A 16,061-nucleotide genomic window follows, 5' to 3' on the forward strand; every position below is an offset into this window, starting at 1 on the left:
CGTCCACCCGCGCCAGCGTTCCGACCGCAGCCGCCGTCGACCCGCGCCAGCGTTCCGACCGCAGCCGCCGTCGACCGGCGCCCGTCGCACCCGCGCCCCTGGTCGGCCAGGGTGCGACGCAGACCGTCAGGCCCTGCCGATGACCCGGTCGCGACCGGCCGCGGCGGCCCGCCGGCGCAGGACGACTCCCCCGCCCAGCAGCAGGGCGACCGGCAGCAGCACGACCGCGCCCACCAGGGCCACGCCCGCACCGACCTCGACGACCCGCCCGGCGTCGCGCCACGCGTCGCCCAGCCCCCACCGCCCGTCGTCGACCTTCGGCGGCGGGGCCGCGGCGGAGTCCTCCTGGGTCGTCAGCCGCAGAGCGATCCGCGCGGTGGCGGTGCGTCCGCGCAGCGCGTCGCGCTCGGCCTCGAGCCCGGCGATGCGCGAGGAGCGCAGCCGCAGCTCCCGGCGGCGGGCGGCGCGCCGGTCCGCGTCGACGGTCCGGGCGAGCTGCAGCCGCAGCGCGGCGCGGTCGGCCCGTTCGTCGTCCAGGCGGTCCTGCAGCGAGGCGGCCTGCTCCGTCACGTCGGTCGAGGACCGCGACAGCCGCACGGGCCGGCCGATCCGCCCGAGCGCCGCGACCGTCGCGTCGAGCCGCCCGACGGGGACGACCACGTCGAAGCTCCCGCCGGCCCGGTCGCCGCGCTCGCGGACGGAGGACGAGGCGAGGTAGCCGCCGGCGTCCTCGGCCACCGTCGAGACGCGGGCGGCCGCGCGAGCGACGCCGTCGGGCGCCACGCGGACGGTCTGCCGCACGTTCCGGATCACGCGGCGATCGGCGGAGAGATCGGGCGGGGTCCCGGCCGACCTCGACGGCGCCGCGCTCGCCGTGCCGGTGGCGGTCGACGCGCCGGACGCCGGCCGCGGCGATTCGGCCGCGGTCGGCGCCGGCCCGTCCCCTTCGCCGGACTGCTGGTCGAGCTTCGTGGTCGCCCCCGACGCCTGGTCCGCCTCGGTCTCCCGTTCCAGCTCGCCACCGGAGCTCAGGTCCTCGATGTACGTAGCCCCGTCGTCGCCCGTGAACCAGCCGTCGGTGGCGACGCCGCCCACGGGGATCGCCACCGCCACGGCCGCGGCGAGGCCCAGCGCGACGCGGCGCCGACGCGCGGCCCGTGGGGCGACCGGCTCACGGCGCGGAGCGCGCTGGGCGGCCCGGGTCTCCGCCGCGCGCTCGTCGAGCCGGGCGCGGGCCTCGGCGTCGAGCGCCGGACGCGTGGCGCGGACGTCGGAGACGAGCGTGGCGAGCGACCCGGGGGCAGCGCCGAGGCCGTCGGTGTGGCGGGTGTCGCCCTCGTGACCAGCGCGGTCTGCCTCGGCCGGGGCCGGCTGCTCGGCGGACGTCTCCCCCCGCAGCGCGGCGTCGAGGGCGTCCAGCTCGTCCTGGATCGCGGGGTCGAGTCGACGGTCAGACCGCAGCACGGCACACCTCCCGGAGGTGGGTGAGGACGCGGTGCAGCCTGCTGCCCGCGTTCGTGGTGGAGATGCCGAGCACGGCGGCGATCTCCGCGTTGGACAGGCCGGAGTGGAACTTGAGCGCGACGAGCTCGCGCTCCGCGCCGGGAAGGGCCTCGATGGCGCGGGCGACGGCCGCGCGGCGGCGGGAGTCCTCGTCGCGCCGCGCGAGCTCGTCGGCGGGGTCGGGGACGGCGTCGTCCACGGGGTCGTGGGTGAGCTCGGCGCCCTTCTTGCGGCGGCGCAGCTCGTCGACGGCGGCGTTGCGGGCGATCCCGAACAGCCACGCCCGGGGTTCGCCGCGTCCGGGCCGGAACCGCCCCTGCCGCCGCAGCGCCCGCTCGAACGTCACCGCCACGACCTCCTCCGCCGCCGCCGGATCCCGCAGGACGGTGCAGGCGTAGGCGAAGAGGTCGTCGGCGCAGGAGCGCCAGAGCGCCTCGACGTCGAGTGGTGCGGAGCGCGGCATGGCGTGGGGCAGCGCGGCTGTCGCTGTCTCGCTCATGGGGACACTACGGGCGGGGTCCGGACCCGTCACGGAATCCGTGGGGTCCGCCGCGGGCGGGGCACCCGCAGGCCGTTCTAGCCGGCTACCAGCGCAGCAGCCGCGGGTCGTTCGAGGTGACGCCCGTGACGCCCATCGCGGCCAGCGCCGAGGCGCGGTCGGCGTCGTCGACGGTCCAGACGTAGAGCTCGCCGTGGGCGAGGATGCGGCGGGCGAACGTCGGGGTGACCAACGACCAGTGGGCCATCACCGCGTCGATCCGGCCCGCGCGCAGCTCACGGATCACGACGGGCGGCAGGTAGCGGCGCGCCGCCAGGATCATGCCGACGGTCGGGGCGCGGGTCCACGGGTTGGAGTACCAGTCGCGGTAGACGCGGGGGATCGAGCGGCCCAGGCGGACCTCGGGCGCGATCCGGCGCAGGGACCGCAGCGTGGCGGGCTCCATAGCGGACACCAGCACGCGGTCGGCCATGCCGCGCTCCCGCACCCCGCGCGTCATCTGGTGCTCGTGGCCGGGCATCTTCGCGTCGACGTTGATCCCCAGGTGCGCCAGGTCCGGCTCCCGCAGCCGGTCCAGCGCCTCGGTGTAGGTCGCGGCGTCCGGGCGCGCGGCCAGGTCGCCGGGGTCGTGGGCCAGGCGTAGCACCCCGCGACGGTCGGGGAGGACGTCGAACTCCACGACGTCGACGCCCAGCTCAGCCGCGCGCTCCAGGCTGGCGATCGTGTTCCCGGGGACGACCGCGTGGCAGCCCATGTGACCGAACCGCAGCGTGCGGCCCTCCGCGTGGGCGGCAGTGCCGGGCCAGCGGTCGGTTACGGGCGTCTCCCGCGCAGTGGCCGTGCCGCCGTCCTCCGGGAGCGTGGCGACGTCCGCGGCCGCGGACGTCGGCCCGTCCCCCGGGGCGGGCGCGCCGCCGTCGTCGTCGAACACGCTCACCGCTGGCACCCCGGGCACCAGTACGTCGACCGGTTGTCGTCGCCCGTCCCGCGCTGGCGGATCGTGGTGTGACAGCGCGGGCAGGGGCGGCCCTTCTTGCCGTAGACCTGCTTCGGCCGCAGGTGGGTGCCTAGGAGGCTCGTGCGCTGGATCCGCGGGGCGGTCCACTCGACCATCGCGACGAGGTCCTCGTCCGTCGTCTCGCCGAGGGTCTTCGTCGGGTCGACCTTCTGCGCCCAGCAGGCCTCGCACTTCCACACGTTGCCGATCCCCGCGACGCTGCGCTGGTTGAGCAGCGCGTCGCCGACCGGGCGGGTCGGGTCGTCCTGGCGGAACCGCAGCAGGATCTTCTCCACGTCGACCTGCTCGGGCACGCAGATGTCGGGCCCCAGCGCGCGCAGCCGCGGGTCGGTGGCGACCTGGCGGTGGGTGCGCAGCTCGAGGAACGGGCCGTCGAACTCGATGACGTCCTTCTCGCCGCGGCCGAGAACGAGCCACGCCCGGTGGGCGGAGCGCGGCCACGTGTCGCCGACGGTCCGCACGGCCCACGAGCCCGTCATCCGCAGGTGGCTGTGGAGGGCCAGGTCGCCGTCCAGGAAGATCAGGAGGTTCTTGCCGCGGGCCTCGATCCGCTCCACGGTGCGCCCGGCCAGCCGCCGGTCCCAGCGCTTGGGGCGCGTGCGTTCGCTCGGGGTACGCACCCGCTCGAGGGGACCGCCCATCAGGACGGGGCGCAGCCGCACGGCGGCGTGGTGGATCGAGTCCCCCTCGGGCATCCCCTCCAGGCTAGGGCGCGGCGCGTCTGTACCGCGTCAGGCGTCCTCGCCCGCAGCCACGCTGACCTCCTCACCCGCCGCCGCCACGCTCGCCTCCTCGATCCGGACGAAGCGGCCGTCCGCGTCCCGCTCGGCGAAGACGAACACCTCGCGACGGACGCGCGCGCCGTCGCGGAGCTCCAGGTCGATGCGGTGGCGCTCGGCGTACCGCCGGCCGTCCACCAGCTCGTCCAGCACGGTGATCGTGGCCCGCTCGACCGTCGCGCGGAGGTCGGCCATGCCGGCGAGGAACGCCCGCCGTTCGACCCAGGCCCCGTTCACCCGCTGGCGGAAGCCGGGCGCGAAGTGCCGGTCGGCGGCCGCCTCCACCGACGGCCCGTCGGGGTCGAGGAGCAGCTCCACGACCGCCTTCAGGATGCTCACGGTCCCCCTCCTCAGGCGACCGTGAGCACGATCTTGCCCTGCAGGTGCCCGCGGCCGGCCCGCTCGTGCGCCGCGCGTGCGTCCGCCAGCCGGTACGTGCTGTCGATGGCGACCCGGAGCGTGCCGTCCCCGAGCAGGCGCCCGAGCGCCTCGAGCTGTCGGCCGCTCGCCCGCACCTGCGTGGCCGAGGTCGTGACACCGAGCGCCGCGAGCTCCTCGGGGTCGTATTCCGCCAGGTAGACGGGGAACAACGCCCCGCCGCGCTTCAGGACCCGCAGGAGGCGCGGGCTGTCGGGACCGCCCACCGTGTCGAGCACCAGGTCGACGTCGCGGGCGACGTCCTCGGGACGCGCCTGCGTGTAGTCGATGAACTCGTCGGCGCCGAGGTCGCGCAGGAACGCCTCGTGGGTGCCCGAGGCGACGGCGATGACGCGCGCGCCCTTCCACTTCGCCAGCTGCACCGCGAAGTGGCCGACGCCGCCCGCGGCACCGTTGACCAGGACGGTCGTCCCGGGGCCGATCGGCACCGGCTCGTGCCGGTGGGCCTGGAACGGCGAGGGGTGATCGTGGCCCAGCTCGATGAGGTACTGCCAGGCGGTCAGCGCCGCCATCGACGCGCCCGCTGCCCGCGCGTGGTCGATCCCCGCGGGCTTGTGCGCGAGGTCCGAGGCGGGCGCGGCGACGTACTCGGCGTAGGCGCTCCCCGTGGGACTCGTGGGGAACCGCAGCATGCCGAAGACCTCGTCGCCGGTCGCGAAGCCCTCCACGTCGGCGCCCACCGCGGAGACCACGCCCGACACGTCGGTGCCCAGGACGAGCGGCAGGTCGAGCGGCGGCAGCAGCTCGGGCGGCACGCCCGGCATGCCCTCCCGCAGGTACCAGTCGGGGGGATTGAGGCCGACGGCGTGGACCCGCACGAGGACCTCGCCGGGGGCCGGCTGGGGGACGGGGACCTCGTCGAGGCGCAACTCGTCGGGACCCCCGAACGCGTGGACGCGGACCGTCTTCATGGTGCCGTTCGGCATGGTGTTCCCCTTCTTCCGCCCCGGGGTCGGGTACTCTTGTGGAGCGGTGCTCCGAATATACGGAGCACTGCTCCGATTTGTCAAGCGGGGACCATGCGAGCCGACGCCCGGAAGAACTACGACCACCTGCTCGGCGTCGCGCGCGCCGCCGTCCTGGAGCACGGCGCCGACGCGTCGCTGCGCGACATCGCCCGCCAGGCGGGCGTGGGGCTCGGCACGCTCTACCGCCACTTCCCGACGCGGGAGGCGCTGCTGGAGGCGCTGCTCCACGAGGGCTTCGCGGCGGTGGCGGAGCGGGCGGACGAGCTCGCGGACTCCGACGGCCCGCGCGACGCCCTCGTCACGTGGTTCCGCGAGTGCACTCGGTGGACCTACGAGTACCGCGGGGTCACCACACCGATGATGGCCGCCATCGAGGACCCCGAGTCGGCCCTGCACGACTCCTGCGTCACGCTGCGCGCGGCGGGCGCGCGACTCCTCGTGCGGGCGCAGGAGGCGGGGGTGGCGCGACCCGAGGTCGACGGCACCGACCTCTTCGCGCTGATCGCGGCGCTGGCCTGGCTCCACGACCAGCCGTCGACGGCGGCGCGCGCGGACCACCTGTTCGACGTGCTGACCCGGGCGGTCCTCAGGGACTGAGCGGCACGGTCTGACGGAGGCCCGGAGCGCCGAACGGACGGGAGCCGTGCACGCCGGACGGACAGGCACCGAGCACGACGGAGGCGCGAGGAACGCGCACCTCGGACCGCCCAGGGCCGGACCTCACGCCGAGCCGGAGGCGGTCACCGCCACCACGGTCTCGACCGCCGCGTCCGTCGACGCCACCGTCGTGATCCCCGGCCCCTCCGGCGCCGAAGGCCTGCGGACCATCAGCACCGGCAGGCCGAGCTCGCGCGCCGCGTCGAGCTTGGCGCGGGTGGCGTCGCCGCCGGAGTCCTTCGTCACGACGACGTCGATCGCGTGCTCGCGCAGGAGCGCCCGCTCGTCGTCCAGGGCGAACGGGCCGCGGGCAAGGAGCAGCTCGTGGTGCGGGGGCAGCGGCGGGTCGGGCGGGTCGATGGCGCGGAGGAGGAACCAGACGTCGTCGACGCCGGCGAAGGTCGCGACCTCCTGCCGGCCGATCGCCAGTAGGGCCCGCCGCCCCAGACCGGAGACCAGTGCCGCCGCGTCGTCAAGATCGGTCGCCGGGCGCCAGTCGTCCCCCGGTGCCGGCTTCCAGCCCGGGCGGCGCAGCGCGACCAGCGGCACGTCGGCGGCCACGCAGGCCCGGGCGGCGTTGGCCGAGATGCCCGCCGCGAAGGGGTGCGTCGCGTCGACCACGGCCCGCACCTCGTGCTCCGCGATCCAGCGAGCCAGCTCGTCGGCGCCGCCGAAGCCGCCGGTGCGGACCGCGCCCGCGACGGCCCCCGGGCGGCTGAGACGTCCGGCGAGCGAGGTGATCGGCCGCACGTCGTCGCGGGCCGCCAGCGCGGCGGCGACCTCGCGGCCCTCGGTCGTGCCGCCGAGGACGAGGACGGCCGGCCGGGAGACCCCGCTCACGCGGCGCCGTCGCGGGCGTCCCACGCGATGTCGATGGGACGGGTGAGATCGTCGTCGGCGCCGTACGTCACCGAGCCCGCGAGGGAGCCCGCGCTCTGGATGCGCGCCGCAGCCGTGGCCACCAGCGCCGCGTTGTCCCGGGCGGGCGATCCGTCAGGGAGCACGAGCACGTCCTCGAGTCCCACGCGCGTCGCGAGCCCGCGATGCGCGGCATCGTCGATCAACCGCCACGTCGCGGGGCCGTCGCCGTGCTGCAGCCGCGGCGCGACGACGCCTGCGGCGTCGAGTGCCGCGTGGATCCCGGCGACGATCTCCACGGCCCGGTCGGGTGGGGGCGTCACGGGCTCGACGAGGACGCGGACCAGGTGCGGCTGGGGACCGGCCGCGGCCAGTCGCTCGGCGTCCTCGACGCTCCAGACCCCGGCCTCGACGCCGACGCCGGCCTCGAGCAACGCGGCGAGGACCTTCTCGAACCCCGGCTCGGAGACGTTGACCGACGCGTAGTCGGGCGCGCTCCAGCTCCGGACGAGGGCGATGCGCCGTTCGAGGTCGGGCTCGATCCAGGCGCCGGTCGACACGCCCACCGGCGCGCCGCACGCCGCTCGAACGCGGGAGGCGACGGCATCGATCACCGTCGGCTCGAGCGATTCGCGGCCCTCACCGTCGCGGGGGTGCAGATGCAGCTCCTTGGCCCCGGCGGCCACGCACGCGACGGCGTCGCGGACGAGCTCGTCCCGGCTTAGGGGGACGGCGGGGTGGGCCGTGCGGTCGCGGTCTCCGTTCAGGGCGGCCTGGAGCATGGGCCACCAGTCTGCCCCGTCGCCTACGCCCGCGCCAGGTACTTCGTCGGCGCCGAGCGGAACCCGGCCGGCGTCAGCAGCGGCTCGAGCGGGTGGCCGATGACCTCGAGGCCGTCGATGCGCTCGAGCTGCAGGCCCTTGCGGGGCAGCGAGCCCGCCTTGCCCGTCGCGACCGCCTCGACGAGCGCCGCGAAGGCCGCGGGCAGGCGCGGGTCGTCGTAGGCCACGAGCACGCCCAGGGCCTTGCCGGAGCGGTCGACGAAGAGGATCGGGTCCGGGCCGACGAGCACCACGCGGGCGCCCTGCGCGCGCTGGGGGCGCGGCGGGCTGGCCGTTGCCGGGCGGCGGCTGTGGGGCGGCGCGTCGGCGTCGGGCTCGGGGACGTCGGGCCACGGCAGCAGCGAGCCGTACGGCTGCGCGGGGTCCGTCGCGTCGAGCGTGGTGGCGGGCAGGGGCTTGCCGAGGGCGTCGAGCGGGCTGATCGCCTCGGGACGCGAGACGTCGGGGACGCTCTGACCACGGAGCCGCTCGACGGCGCCGGGCAGCGCGAACTGCGCGCCGCCGAGGCCCTCGACGAAGTAACCGCGGCGGCAGATGCCGAGCGTCTCGAGCGCGCCGAAGGAGTCGTAGAGCGTGGAGAAGCCGCCCGAGATGCCCTCGGCCTTCACGTGCTCGCGGGTGACGATGCCGTGGCGCTCGAGGAGCAACTCGGCCAGGGTGCGGCGGCGCATGCCGGGGTCGACGGGCGCCTCGCCGGGGAGCGGCTCGAAGAGGGGGGCGGTGAGCGAGAACCGCCCCGACGTGGCGGTCGCCGCGCCGCCGGCCCCGGCCGACGTCCCCCGCGGGCCGAACCGCCGGCGGCCAGCGCCGCCGCGGGAGGCCGTCCCGACCCGCCCGCGCGCCGCCGCGGGCTTGGCGGCCTTCATCCCCGCGCGGCCGGCGCGGAGCGGCGCGAACACGTCGCAGGTGACCTCGCCGGCCCAGATCAGGTCCCACAGAGCGTCGCGCAACCCCGCGGAGTGCTCGGGCAGCGCGCCCAGGATGTCGGTGAAGAAGAGCGGGCGTACCGCGAGCAGTTCGCGCAGCGCCGCGTGGACGGCGCCGGACGGCCCGGCGTTGGGATCCTTCGGCGCGCCCGCGGGGGCACCGGGGGCGGGCAGCGAGATCGTCGCGTCGCGCACGGCCCGGCCCGTCGGCGGCCCGATGACGGCGGAGTCCTCGCGGAAGTACAGGGCGACCTTCCCCCCGCCGCGGCCGAGGGCGCCGGCGCCGACCCACACGACCTCGCCGGACGCGCACAGCCCGTCGAGCCACGCGGGCGAGTAGGCGCCCAGCCGACGCGGCAGGACCTCCTTCTCCCACAGCTCCACCGGCAGGGCGAGGCCCTGCAGCGGCACCAGCACCTCGCGCAGGCGGTCGGGCCCGGCGCCCGCGGGGCGGTACCGATCGACGCCCTGCCAGGTCTGCACGAAGGGCACGAGCGCGCGCGGGTCGACCGGCTCGATCTCCTGCCGCAGAACCGCGAGCGACATCCGCCGCAGCCGCCGCAGGACCTCGGGGTCGCAGTGCTCCGTCTCCGTCCCGCCCGGGCGCATCTCGCCCCGGACGAGCTCGTCCTCGCGCAGCAGCTCGCGCAGGACGGGCGTGGGGTCGACCCCGTAGCGCGCCTGCAGCCAGTGGTCGACGAACGGGCCGTGGGTGGCGGCGTAGCGGACGACGAGCCGCCGCATCGGGTCCTTCACCTGGGCGAGGAAGACCTCGGGCAGCCCCCCGGGCGGGACCGCGCCGAGCGCGTCGCGGTAGAGGCCGGCGTCGTCCGCGGCGATCCAGCGCGGCTCCCCGCCGATCCGCATCCGGATGGCGCGGCGCTGGCGCTCGAGGTCGGCCAGCCACGCGGCCGCCAGCGCGCGGCGGGCGGGCTCGTCGTCCGTCGTGGGGACCGGAGCCGGGGCGGTCCCGTCGAACAGCTCGTCGTCGGGCCCGAGCGCGGCGTCCCGGTACGCGTTGCCGCTCGTCACCCGCTCGACGATCTCGTCCTCGGACAGGTCGCCCACGCGGCGCAGCACCTCGGCGAGCGCGTCCGCGTTGGCCGCGCGGGTCTTCGGCGAGCGGTGCTGCAGGTCGGCCTCGAGCTGGGCCAGGGCGCCCTCGTCGAGCAGGTCGCGCAGCTCGTCCTGGCCGAGCAGCTCGCGGAGCAGATCCCGGTCGAGGGAGAGGGCCGCCGCGCGCCGCTCGGCGTTCGGCGCGTCCCCCTCGTACATGTAGGTCGCGACGTAGTCGAAGAGCAGCGAGCTCGCCATGGGCGACGCCGTCTGGGTCTCGACCTCGATGAGCGAGACGTCGCGGTTCTGCAGCTTCGTGAGCAGCTCGATCAGGCCGGGGACGTCGAGGACGTCGCGCAGGCACTCGCGGTAGGTCTCGAGGATGATCGGGAAGTCCGGGAACGTCTGGGCGACCTCGAGCAGCGACTGGGCCTTGAGCCGCTGCTGCCACAGCGGAGTGCGCTGACCCGGGCGGGCCTTCGGGATCAGGAGCGCGCGGCCGGCGTTCTCGCGGAACCGCGCGCCGAACAGGGCGGAGGTGCCGAGCTCGGAGACGATGAGGTCCTCGACCTCCTCCGGGTCCGGAACCAGCATCTCGAGGATCCGTCCCCAGCCCCCGTCGCCGCGGCCCCGGCCGCCGTCGTCGTCCTCGCCCGTCCCCGAGTCGGGATCGAGCGGCTCGTCGTCCGCGTCGGGGAGGTGGATGATGATGCCGTCGTCGGACCAGATCGCGTCGGCCTCGAGGCCCAGCTCGTCGCGGATCCGCCGGGAGACCGCCAGGCCCCACGCGGCGTGCACGCGCCCCCCGTACGGCGAGAGCAGGCAGACGCGCCAGTCGCCGATCTCGTCCTTGAAGCGCTCGATGATGAGCGTCTGGTCCGAGGGGACGACGCCCGTGGCGTCCTGCTGCTCGAGCAGGAAGTCCATGAGGTTGCGCGCCGCGAGCGGGTCGAGGTCGTAGTCGCGCTCGAGCACGTGCTCGTCCTGCTCGACGGCCCAGCGGGAGAACGCACCGATCGCCTCGCCCAGCGCCTTCGGCCGGCCGCGCTGGTCGCCGCGCCAGAACGGGACGGCGCCCGGGGCGCCCGGGGCCGGGGTGACGACGACCTTGTCGCGCCCGATCTCCTCGATCCGCCACGTCGATGCGCCGAGCAGGAACGTCTGGCCGGCGCGGGCCTCGTAGACCATCTCCTCGTCGAGCTCGCCCACGCGGCGGCCGTCCGGGAGGACCACGCGGTAGAGGCCGCGGTCGGGGATCGTCCCGGCGTTGGCGATCGCCAGTCGGCCAGCGCCCTTGCGGGGGCGGATCGTCCCGCCGACGCGGTCCCACACCACGCGCGGCCGCAGCTCGGCGAAGTCCTGCGAGGGGTAGCGGCCGTCGAGCATGTCGAGCGTGCGCTCGAACAGCTCGCGCGGAAGCTCGGCGTAGGAGTGGGTGCGGGTGACGAGCGCGTAGACGTCGTCGACGGCGATCGCCGGATCGCCGTCCGCGTCGGTGCCCGCGGCGTCGTCGTCGACGGAGGCCGCGATCGCGACGATCTGCTGTGCCAAGACGTCGAGCGGGTTCTTCGGGACGACCGTCGGCTCGATCAGCCCCTCGCGCATGCGCCGGACAACGACGGCGCACTCGAGCAGGTCGGCGCGGAACTTCGGGAAGATCCGGCCCTTCGCGGTCTCGCCGACCCCGTGGCCAGCGCGGCCGATGCGCTGCAGGCCCGCGGCGACGGACTTCGGCGACTCGATCTGCAGGACGAGGTCGACTGCGCCCATGTCGATGCCGAGCTCGAGCGAGCTCGTCGCCACGAGGCACGGCAGCTGCCCGGCCTTGAGCATCTCCTCGACGATCTCTCGCTCCTCGCGGGAGAGCGACCCGTGGTGGGCGCGCGCGATCTCGACCGCGTGCGGGCCGGTGGGCATGACGCCGGCGACGTTGTTCTGGGAGCCGACGATGCCCCCGCCGGAGTCGGCGTCGCGGGGGGCGCCGTTGCGGGGTCCGCCGTTGCGGGGTCCGCCGTTGCGGGGGCCGCCGTTGCGGGGGCCGCCGTTCGCCGACGCGCCGTTCGCCCCACCCGGGCCGCGGCCGTTGCCACCCGGCGGCCGCTGCAGCGGCGGCTGGATCCCGGCGTGGCGCTCCGGACCCGGAAGGGTGATCTCCTCGTCCGGATCGTGGGTGCGCGCGGCGGCCCACGTGCCGGCCTGGCCGGCGGCCTCGGCGCGGGTGCGTAGCTCGCGCTGATGGGCTGCGTCCTCCGGGTCGAGGTCGTCGTCGTCCTCGTCGTGCTCCGGGACAGCGCCGTCGCGCTCCGCGATCAGACGCCGCAGGTCGCCGTCGCGGCGGCGGCGCGCCTCGTCCGGATCCTCGTCCCAGCGCGCGTCGGGGTTCGCGGCCGGATCGCCCTCGCCGGCCTCGAGAGCGCGCTTCTCCTCGCGCCCCGCGGCGAGCTCGTTCAGCCGCAGCGCCAGCCGCTCGGCCGAGCGGCGCGAGTTGACGAAGACGATGGTCGACCGGTGCTCCTCGACGAGGTCGAGGATCTCGGGGTACATCGCGGGCCAGATCGAGTTGCGCGTGGCCTCGCCGCCCTGCACCGGCTCGAGCGGGTCGTCGACGATCGCCACGCCCGCCGAGGAGGCACCCGGGTCGAGGTCGTCGTCCATCGGGTCGAGGCCGTCGCCCCCGGCGCCGTCCGCGTTCGTCGCCGCGTCGACGGGGTCGCCGAAGTCGTCGAGGCCGTCGCCCGGGGCGCCGTCGGCCGCCCCGCCGCCACCGGTCGCGTCGTCCGCGCCCAGGTCCCCCAGGTCGTCCGGGTCCGCGTCCGCCCCGCCCAGGACGACCGCGCCCTCGGGATCCCCCGTGTTGTCGTCGATCCCGTCCGTCTCGACCTTCGGTTGCCGGCCGACGACCCCGTCGAGCTCCGTCATCGACTCGACGGGGACCTGGATCCGCAGGTCCATCTTCTTCTTCTCGCCCGTCTCGACGATCGAGCACGTGCGACCGGGGCCGACGAGGAAGCGGCCGATCTCCTCGAGCGGGTTCTGCGTCGCGGAGAGCCCGATCCGCTGCATCTCGTCGCCGGACCACGCGCCGGCCTGACCCGGGATGCGCAGGGCGGAGAGGCGCTCGAGGGTCAGCGCCATGTGGCTGCCGCGCTTCGTGCCCGCGACGGCGTGGATCTCGTCGATGATCACCGACTCGACGCCCGTGAGCATCTCGCGCGCACCCGAGGTCAGCATGAGGAACAGCGACTCGGGCGTCGTGATCAGGACGTCCGGCGGCCGGCGCCGCATCGCCGCGCGGTCGCGCTGCGGGGTGTCGCCCGTGCGCAGCGCCACCTTGATCGCGTCCCCCTCGCGGGCCGACGCGCGGGCGTGCTCGTCGCCGAGGAGCGACTCCTGCGTGCCGGCCGTCGCGGCGGTGATGCCGGCGAGCGGAGCCCGCAGGTTGCGGTCGACGTCGTGGGAGAGCGCCTTGAGCGGCGAGACGTAGAGCAGCCGGACGCGCTTCTCCTTGTCCGGCAGCGGGTTCGCCGCGAGGCGGTCCAGCCCGTAGAGGAACGCGGCCAGCGTCTTGCCCGACCCCGTGGGGGCCGAGATCAGGACGTGCTCGCCGGCCGCGATCCGCGGCCACGCCTGCAGCTGCACGGCCGTCGGCCCGTCGAACGCGCGGGTGAACCAGTCCGCTACGCGCGGGGTGAAGACGTCGAGCGCCACGGTCGACAGACACTACGGCGGGGAACGGACGTTCGGTTGCGGGGCGGGGGCCTCAGCTGTAACGCCGCCGCAGCACGTCGCGCTCGTGGGCGCCCGCGTACCGCTCCCCTGCGAACCGCTCGAGTCCGCCCTGCGCCGCAGCGACCCAGTCGGCGTTGGCCCCCAGGGTGACGTAGCGCGTCCACGGCTCGGGCTCGTCGCCCTGCCGCACGCCGTGGAGCTCGCCCAGGTCGCCCGCCGGAGCCAGGACGATCCGGCCCATCCGCTCGCCGCGGCCCACCGGGTTCGTGGCGCGCGGGGGCATCCAGCGGAGCACGGAGACGCCGACGGCTTCGAGCTCGTCCCACGCGATCCGCCACGCGTAGGAGCGGCCCTCGCGGGCGATGCCGTCGGCGTCGATCACGAGCCGCACGCCCACGCCGCGGTACGCCGCGTAGAGGCAGAGGAACCCCAGCAGCAGCAGGAATCCGCCGATCCCGGCGGCGACCGCCACGGCCGCGTCCCCGCCCTCGACGCGCAGCTCGCCCGTCGTCGCGCCCACGAGCACGAGCAGTCCGACGCCCACGAACGCCGCCGCGCCGAGCAGCAGCCGGAACACGAGCCGCCCGCCCAGGTCGATCGTCACGGCGTCGGCCGCCGCGGAACGGGTGCTGGTGCCCATCGGCGCCACGGTACCCCGCGGGGGGTCCCCGACGGTCGCGGCCTTGCGCGGCGGGGGCCGCACGGGCAGAGTCCCGCGCTCGGTCCCGTCCCACCAGGAGTCCCATGTCCCATCCCGCCGTCCCACGCCGACGCGCCCTGCGCGCCGCCGCCGTGACCTGCAGCCTGCTCGCGCTGCCCGCCCTCCTCCCGGCGTCGGCCGCGGCCGACGCCGCCGCCGCGAACACCTGGGGCGGTGGCACCGCCGGAGCGGCGCCCAGCAAGGTCACCGGCCGCGGATACGCCGAGCGTGGGGCGCTCGTCTCCGTCGTCACCACCGCCTCCCGGGCCCGGCTGCGCATCTCGCTCCGCAGCGACCGCTGCACGGTGAACGGCACCCTCCGTGGCACGACCACCGTCCAGCCCGGCGGGACGGGCGACCTGCTCGCCCTGAGCGTCAGCGCCCGCAGGACGATCACCACCGACATCACGCGGGGGCGCACGCGGGCCCGGGTCTCCGTCGCCCTGACGCCCGCCGCACCGGGCGTGCTCGTCGGCACCGTCGAGGCCCGCGGCCGCGTGGCGGTGCGAGGTCGAAACCGCCCGTGCCGCATGCGCGAGGCCGTCACCGTCCGGTCGCGCGCCGTACTGGCCGCGCCGCCCGCGCCGGCCACGACCGCTCCCGCGGTCCTCCGCACCGGCATCGTCGAGACCCGCGTCACCCCGGGCGTCCGCGGCGCGATCGCCCTCGCGCCGCGCAGCGACGGCAGCCTCCACGGGTTCTGGACCTTCCACCAGACCTGCCGCAGCGGCTCGAAGCGCAGCGCGGATGACTTCATCAACGTCGCCAAGCGGTTCCGCGTGCGGGCGGACGGGAGCTTCCGGTCCCGCGAGTCGGTCGTCACGAGGAACCGGGTGAAGGGCGGCCGCGAGCGCCTGCACTTCGTCGCCACCATCAGCGGTCGCATCGACCCCGACGGCGTGGCCCGCGGCACGGTCTCGATGCGGAGCCGCAGCCGTCTCAAGGGCTACGACGACCTCGTCTGCCGGATGCCGTCCACGCCGTTCGCCGCGGCGCCGACGGCATGAGCGTGCTCGCCTCCGTCAACGGAGCGGGTCGCACGCGACGGGTGGGTCCGCGGTTCGCGGCAGTCGGCGGCCTCGCCCTCGCGCTCGGTGCGACCGTCGGCGGCCTCGCGTCGCCGGTCCCCGCCGCGCAGGCGGCGGACGCCCGGCCGAACACCTGGTCCGGCGGCGCGCTCGCGCCCACCGGCGGACCCGGCCGCCGCGCGGCGTACCCGGGCTACGGCGCCCTCGTCTCCCTCGTGACGGCGGCCCCGCGGGCGCGGCTGCACGTCATCCTGATCGACCCGCGCTGCGGCATGGGCGGGGCGATCCCGCGGGCGCGGGCGGCCGCCGCCCCGGGCGGGCAGGGGGCCTACGCGGCGCTCACCGTGCGGGGGCGGCGCACGCAGCGGTACCGGTCGCGCTTCGGGACGACGAAGCTCACGGCCACGGTCGACCTGTCGCCCGCCTCGCCGGGCGTGCTCGGGGGGACGCTGCGGGTCACCGGCACGGCGCGCGACACCCGCCGACCGCACCGCTGCAACGTCTCCGTGCCGATCGTCGTGCGCTCGCACCAGGCGCTGCTGGCGCCCCTGGCGCCCGGCACGACGGACATCGCCGCGCCCCGGACCGGCCTGGCCGCCGCCACGATCCGGCCCCGGGTCCCGGCCTCGATCGCGCTCACGCGCCGCGAGGACGGCCGGATGCACGCCGTCTGGTCCTTCAGCCTCCGGTGCCGATCCGGCCGGTCGTCCCGGACCGTCGCCGGCTACGAGACGGCGCGGGCGTTCGCCGTGCGGGCCGACGGGTCGTTCCGCAGCACGGAGCGGGGTGACCTCCGAGGCCGCGACGGGAGCGGCCGGTTCGTCACCCGGTTCGCGGCCGTCGTGCGGGGGCGGATCGACGCAGACGGCATGGCGCGCGGCACGGTCAGCAACACCCAGACGACGAAGCGCCCCGGAGGCCGGGGCGCGAGCGTGCGATGCCGGACGGGGAGTCGCCGCTTCGTCGCGGCGCCCTGAACGGCGACGGGCGGGCCCGAAGGCCCGCCCGTGCAGGTCCCGCGGCCGATGAGGGCCGCGGGAGGGTGCGGGGCCGGCGCAGC

13 protein-coding genes are annotated in these 16,061 nt (G+C 76.2%); 3 read left to right on the top strand and 10 right to left on the bottom strand.

The genetic code is table 11. The annotated features are described in order from the left end of the window. Nucleotides 1-126: 126 nt before the first annotated feature. The 6 genes from F593_RS0116245 to F593_RS0116270 form a co-directional block, all read right to left on the bottom strand. Nucleotides 127-1,464: a DUF4349 domain-containing protein gene (locus F593_RS0116245; RefSeq protein ID WP_022929807.1), complete on the bottom strand. Its 1,338-nt coding sequence runs from the start codon at nucleotides 1,462-1,464 to the stop codon at nucleotides 127-129. Next, nucleotides 1,451-2,002, bottom strand: a complete 552-nt coding sequence (locus F593_RS0116250; protein WP_245540818.1) for an RNA polymerase sigma factor — start codon at nucleotides 2,000-2,002, stop codon at nucleotides 1,451-1,453. The genes F593_RS0116245 and F593_RS0116250 overlap by 14 nt, the downstream gene beginning before the upstream one ends. An 85-nt stretch (nucleotides 2,003-2,087) precedes the next feature. After that, complete coding sequence (locus tag F593_RS0116255) at nucleotides 2,088-2,939, bottom strand: glycerophosphodiester phosphodiesterase (protein WP_022929809.1); 852 nt, start codon at nucleotides 2,937-2,939, stop codon at nucleotides 2,088-2,090. Further along, entirely contained in the window at nucleotides 2,936-3,715 is a 780-nt protein-coding gene (locus F593_RS0116260; protein ID WP_022929810.1) for a DNA-formamidopyrimidine glycosylase family protein, read from the bottom strand. Before F593_RS0116260 ends, F593_RS0116255 begins: the two co-directional genes overlap by 4 nt. A gap of 36 nt (nucleotides 3,716-3,751) precedes the next feature. Next, the gene (locus F593_RS0116265; RefSeq protein ID WP_022929811.1) at nucleotides 3,752-4,138 is read right to left on the bottom strand and encodes a hypothetical protein; all 387 of its coding nucleotides are present in this window, start codon (nucleotides 4,136-4,138) and stop codon (nucleotides 3,752-3,754) included. A gap of 11 nt (nucleotides 4,139-4,149) precedes the next feature. After that, entirely contained in the window at nucleotides 4,150-5,163 is a 1,014-nt protein-coding gene (locus F593_RS0116270) for an NADP-dependent oxidoreductase (protein WP_022929812.1), read from the bottom strand. A gap of 93 nt (nucleotides 5,164-5,256) precedes the next feature. Here F593_RS0116270 and F593_RS0116275 point away from each other — a divergent pair, with 93 nt between their 5' ends. Then, nucleotides 5,257-5,802 (top strand): TetR/AcrR family transcriptional regulator, encoded by a 546-nt coding sequence (locus F593_RS0116275; RefSeq protein WP_022929813.1) that lies wholly within the window; start codon nucleotides 5,257-5,259, stop codon nucleotides 5,800-5,802. A 123-nt stretch (nucleotides 5,803-5,925) separates the two neighbouring features. On the opposite strand, the gene F593_RS0116280 is transcribed toward F593_RS0116275, so the two are convergent. Genes F593_RS0116280 through F593_RS0116295 form a run of 4 tightly spaced genes read right to left on the bottom strand, consistent with a single transcriptional unit; the run spans nucleotide 5,926 to nucleotide 13,913 of the window. Next, nucleotides 5,926-6,702, bottom strand: a complete 777-nt coding sequence (locus F593_RS0116280) for a cobalt-precorrin-6A reductase (protein ID WP_028721747.1) — start codon at nucleotides 6,700-6,702, stop codon at nucleotides 5,926-5,928. After that, a complete protein-coding gene (locus F593_RS26005) occupies nucleotides 6,699-7,502 on the bottom strand; it encodes a 3-keto-5-aminohexanoate cleavage protein (RefSeq protein ID WP_022929815.1) in 804 nt (267 codons plus the stop codon). The genes F593_RS0116280 and F593_RS26005 overlap by 4 nt, the downstream gene beginning before the upstream one ends. A 23-nt stretch (nucleotides 7,503-7,525) precedes the next feature. Continuing rightward, nucleotides 7,526-13,252 carry a DEAD/DEAH box helicase gene (locus tag F593_RS26010; RefSeq protein WP_022929816.1) on the bottom strand — a complete coding sequence of 1,909 codons (5,727 nt, stop codon included), beginning with the start codon at nucleotides 13,250-13,252 and terminating at the stop codon, nucleotides 7,526-7,528. Between the two features lie 52 nt (nucleotides 13,253-13,304). Beyond that, nucleotides 13,305-13,913, bottom strand: coding sequence for a hypothetical protein (locus F593_RS0116295; RefSeq protein ID WP_022929817.1), 609 nt, complete (start codon nucleotides 13,911-13,913; stop codon nucleotides 13,305-13,307). 104 nt (nucleotides 13,914-14,017) lie between these two features. On the opposite strand from F593_RS0116295, the gene F593_RS0116300 reads away from it, so the two are divergent. Beyond that, nucleotides 14,018-14,980 (top strand): hypothetical protein, encoded by a 963-nt coding sequence (locus tag F593_RS0116300; RefSeq protein WP_022929818.1) that lies wholly within the window; start codon nucleotides 14,018-14,020, stop codon nucleotides 14,978-14,980. Further along, nucleotides 14,977-15,978, top strand: coding sequence for a hypothetical protein (locus tag F593_RS0116305; protein WP_022929819.1), 1,002 nt, complete (start codon nucleotides 14,977-14,979; stop codon nucleotides 15,976-15,978). The genes F593_RS0116300 and F593_RS0116305 overlap by 4 nt, the downstream gene beginning before the upstream one ends. The last annotated feature ends 83 nt before the right edge of the window (nucleotides 15,979-16,061 follow it).

It is taken from the genome of Patulibacter americanus DSM 16676 (assembly GCF_000420025.1).
GTDB classification, from domain to species: Bacteria; Actinomycetota; Thermoleophilia; order Solirubrobacterales; family Solirubrobacteraceae; genus Patulibacter; species Patulibacter americanus.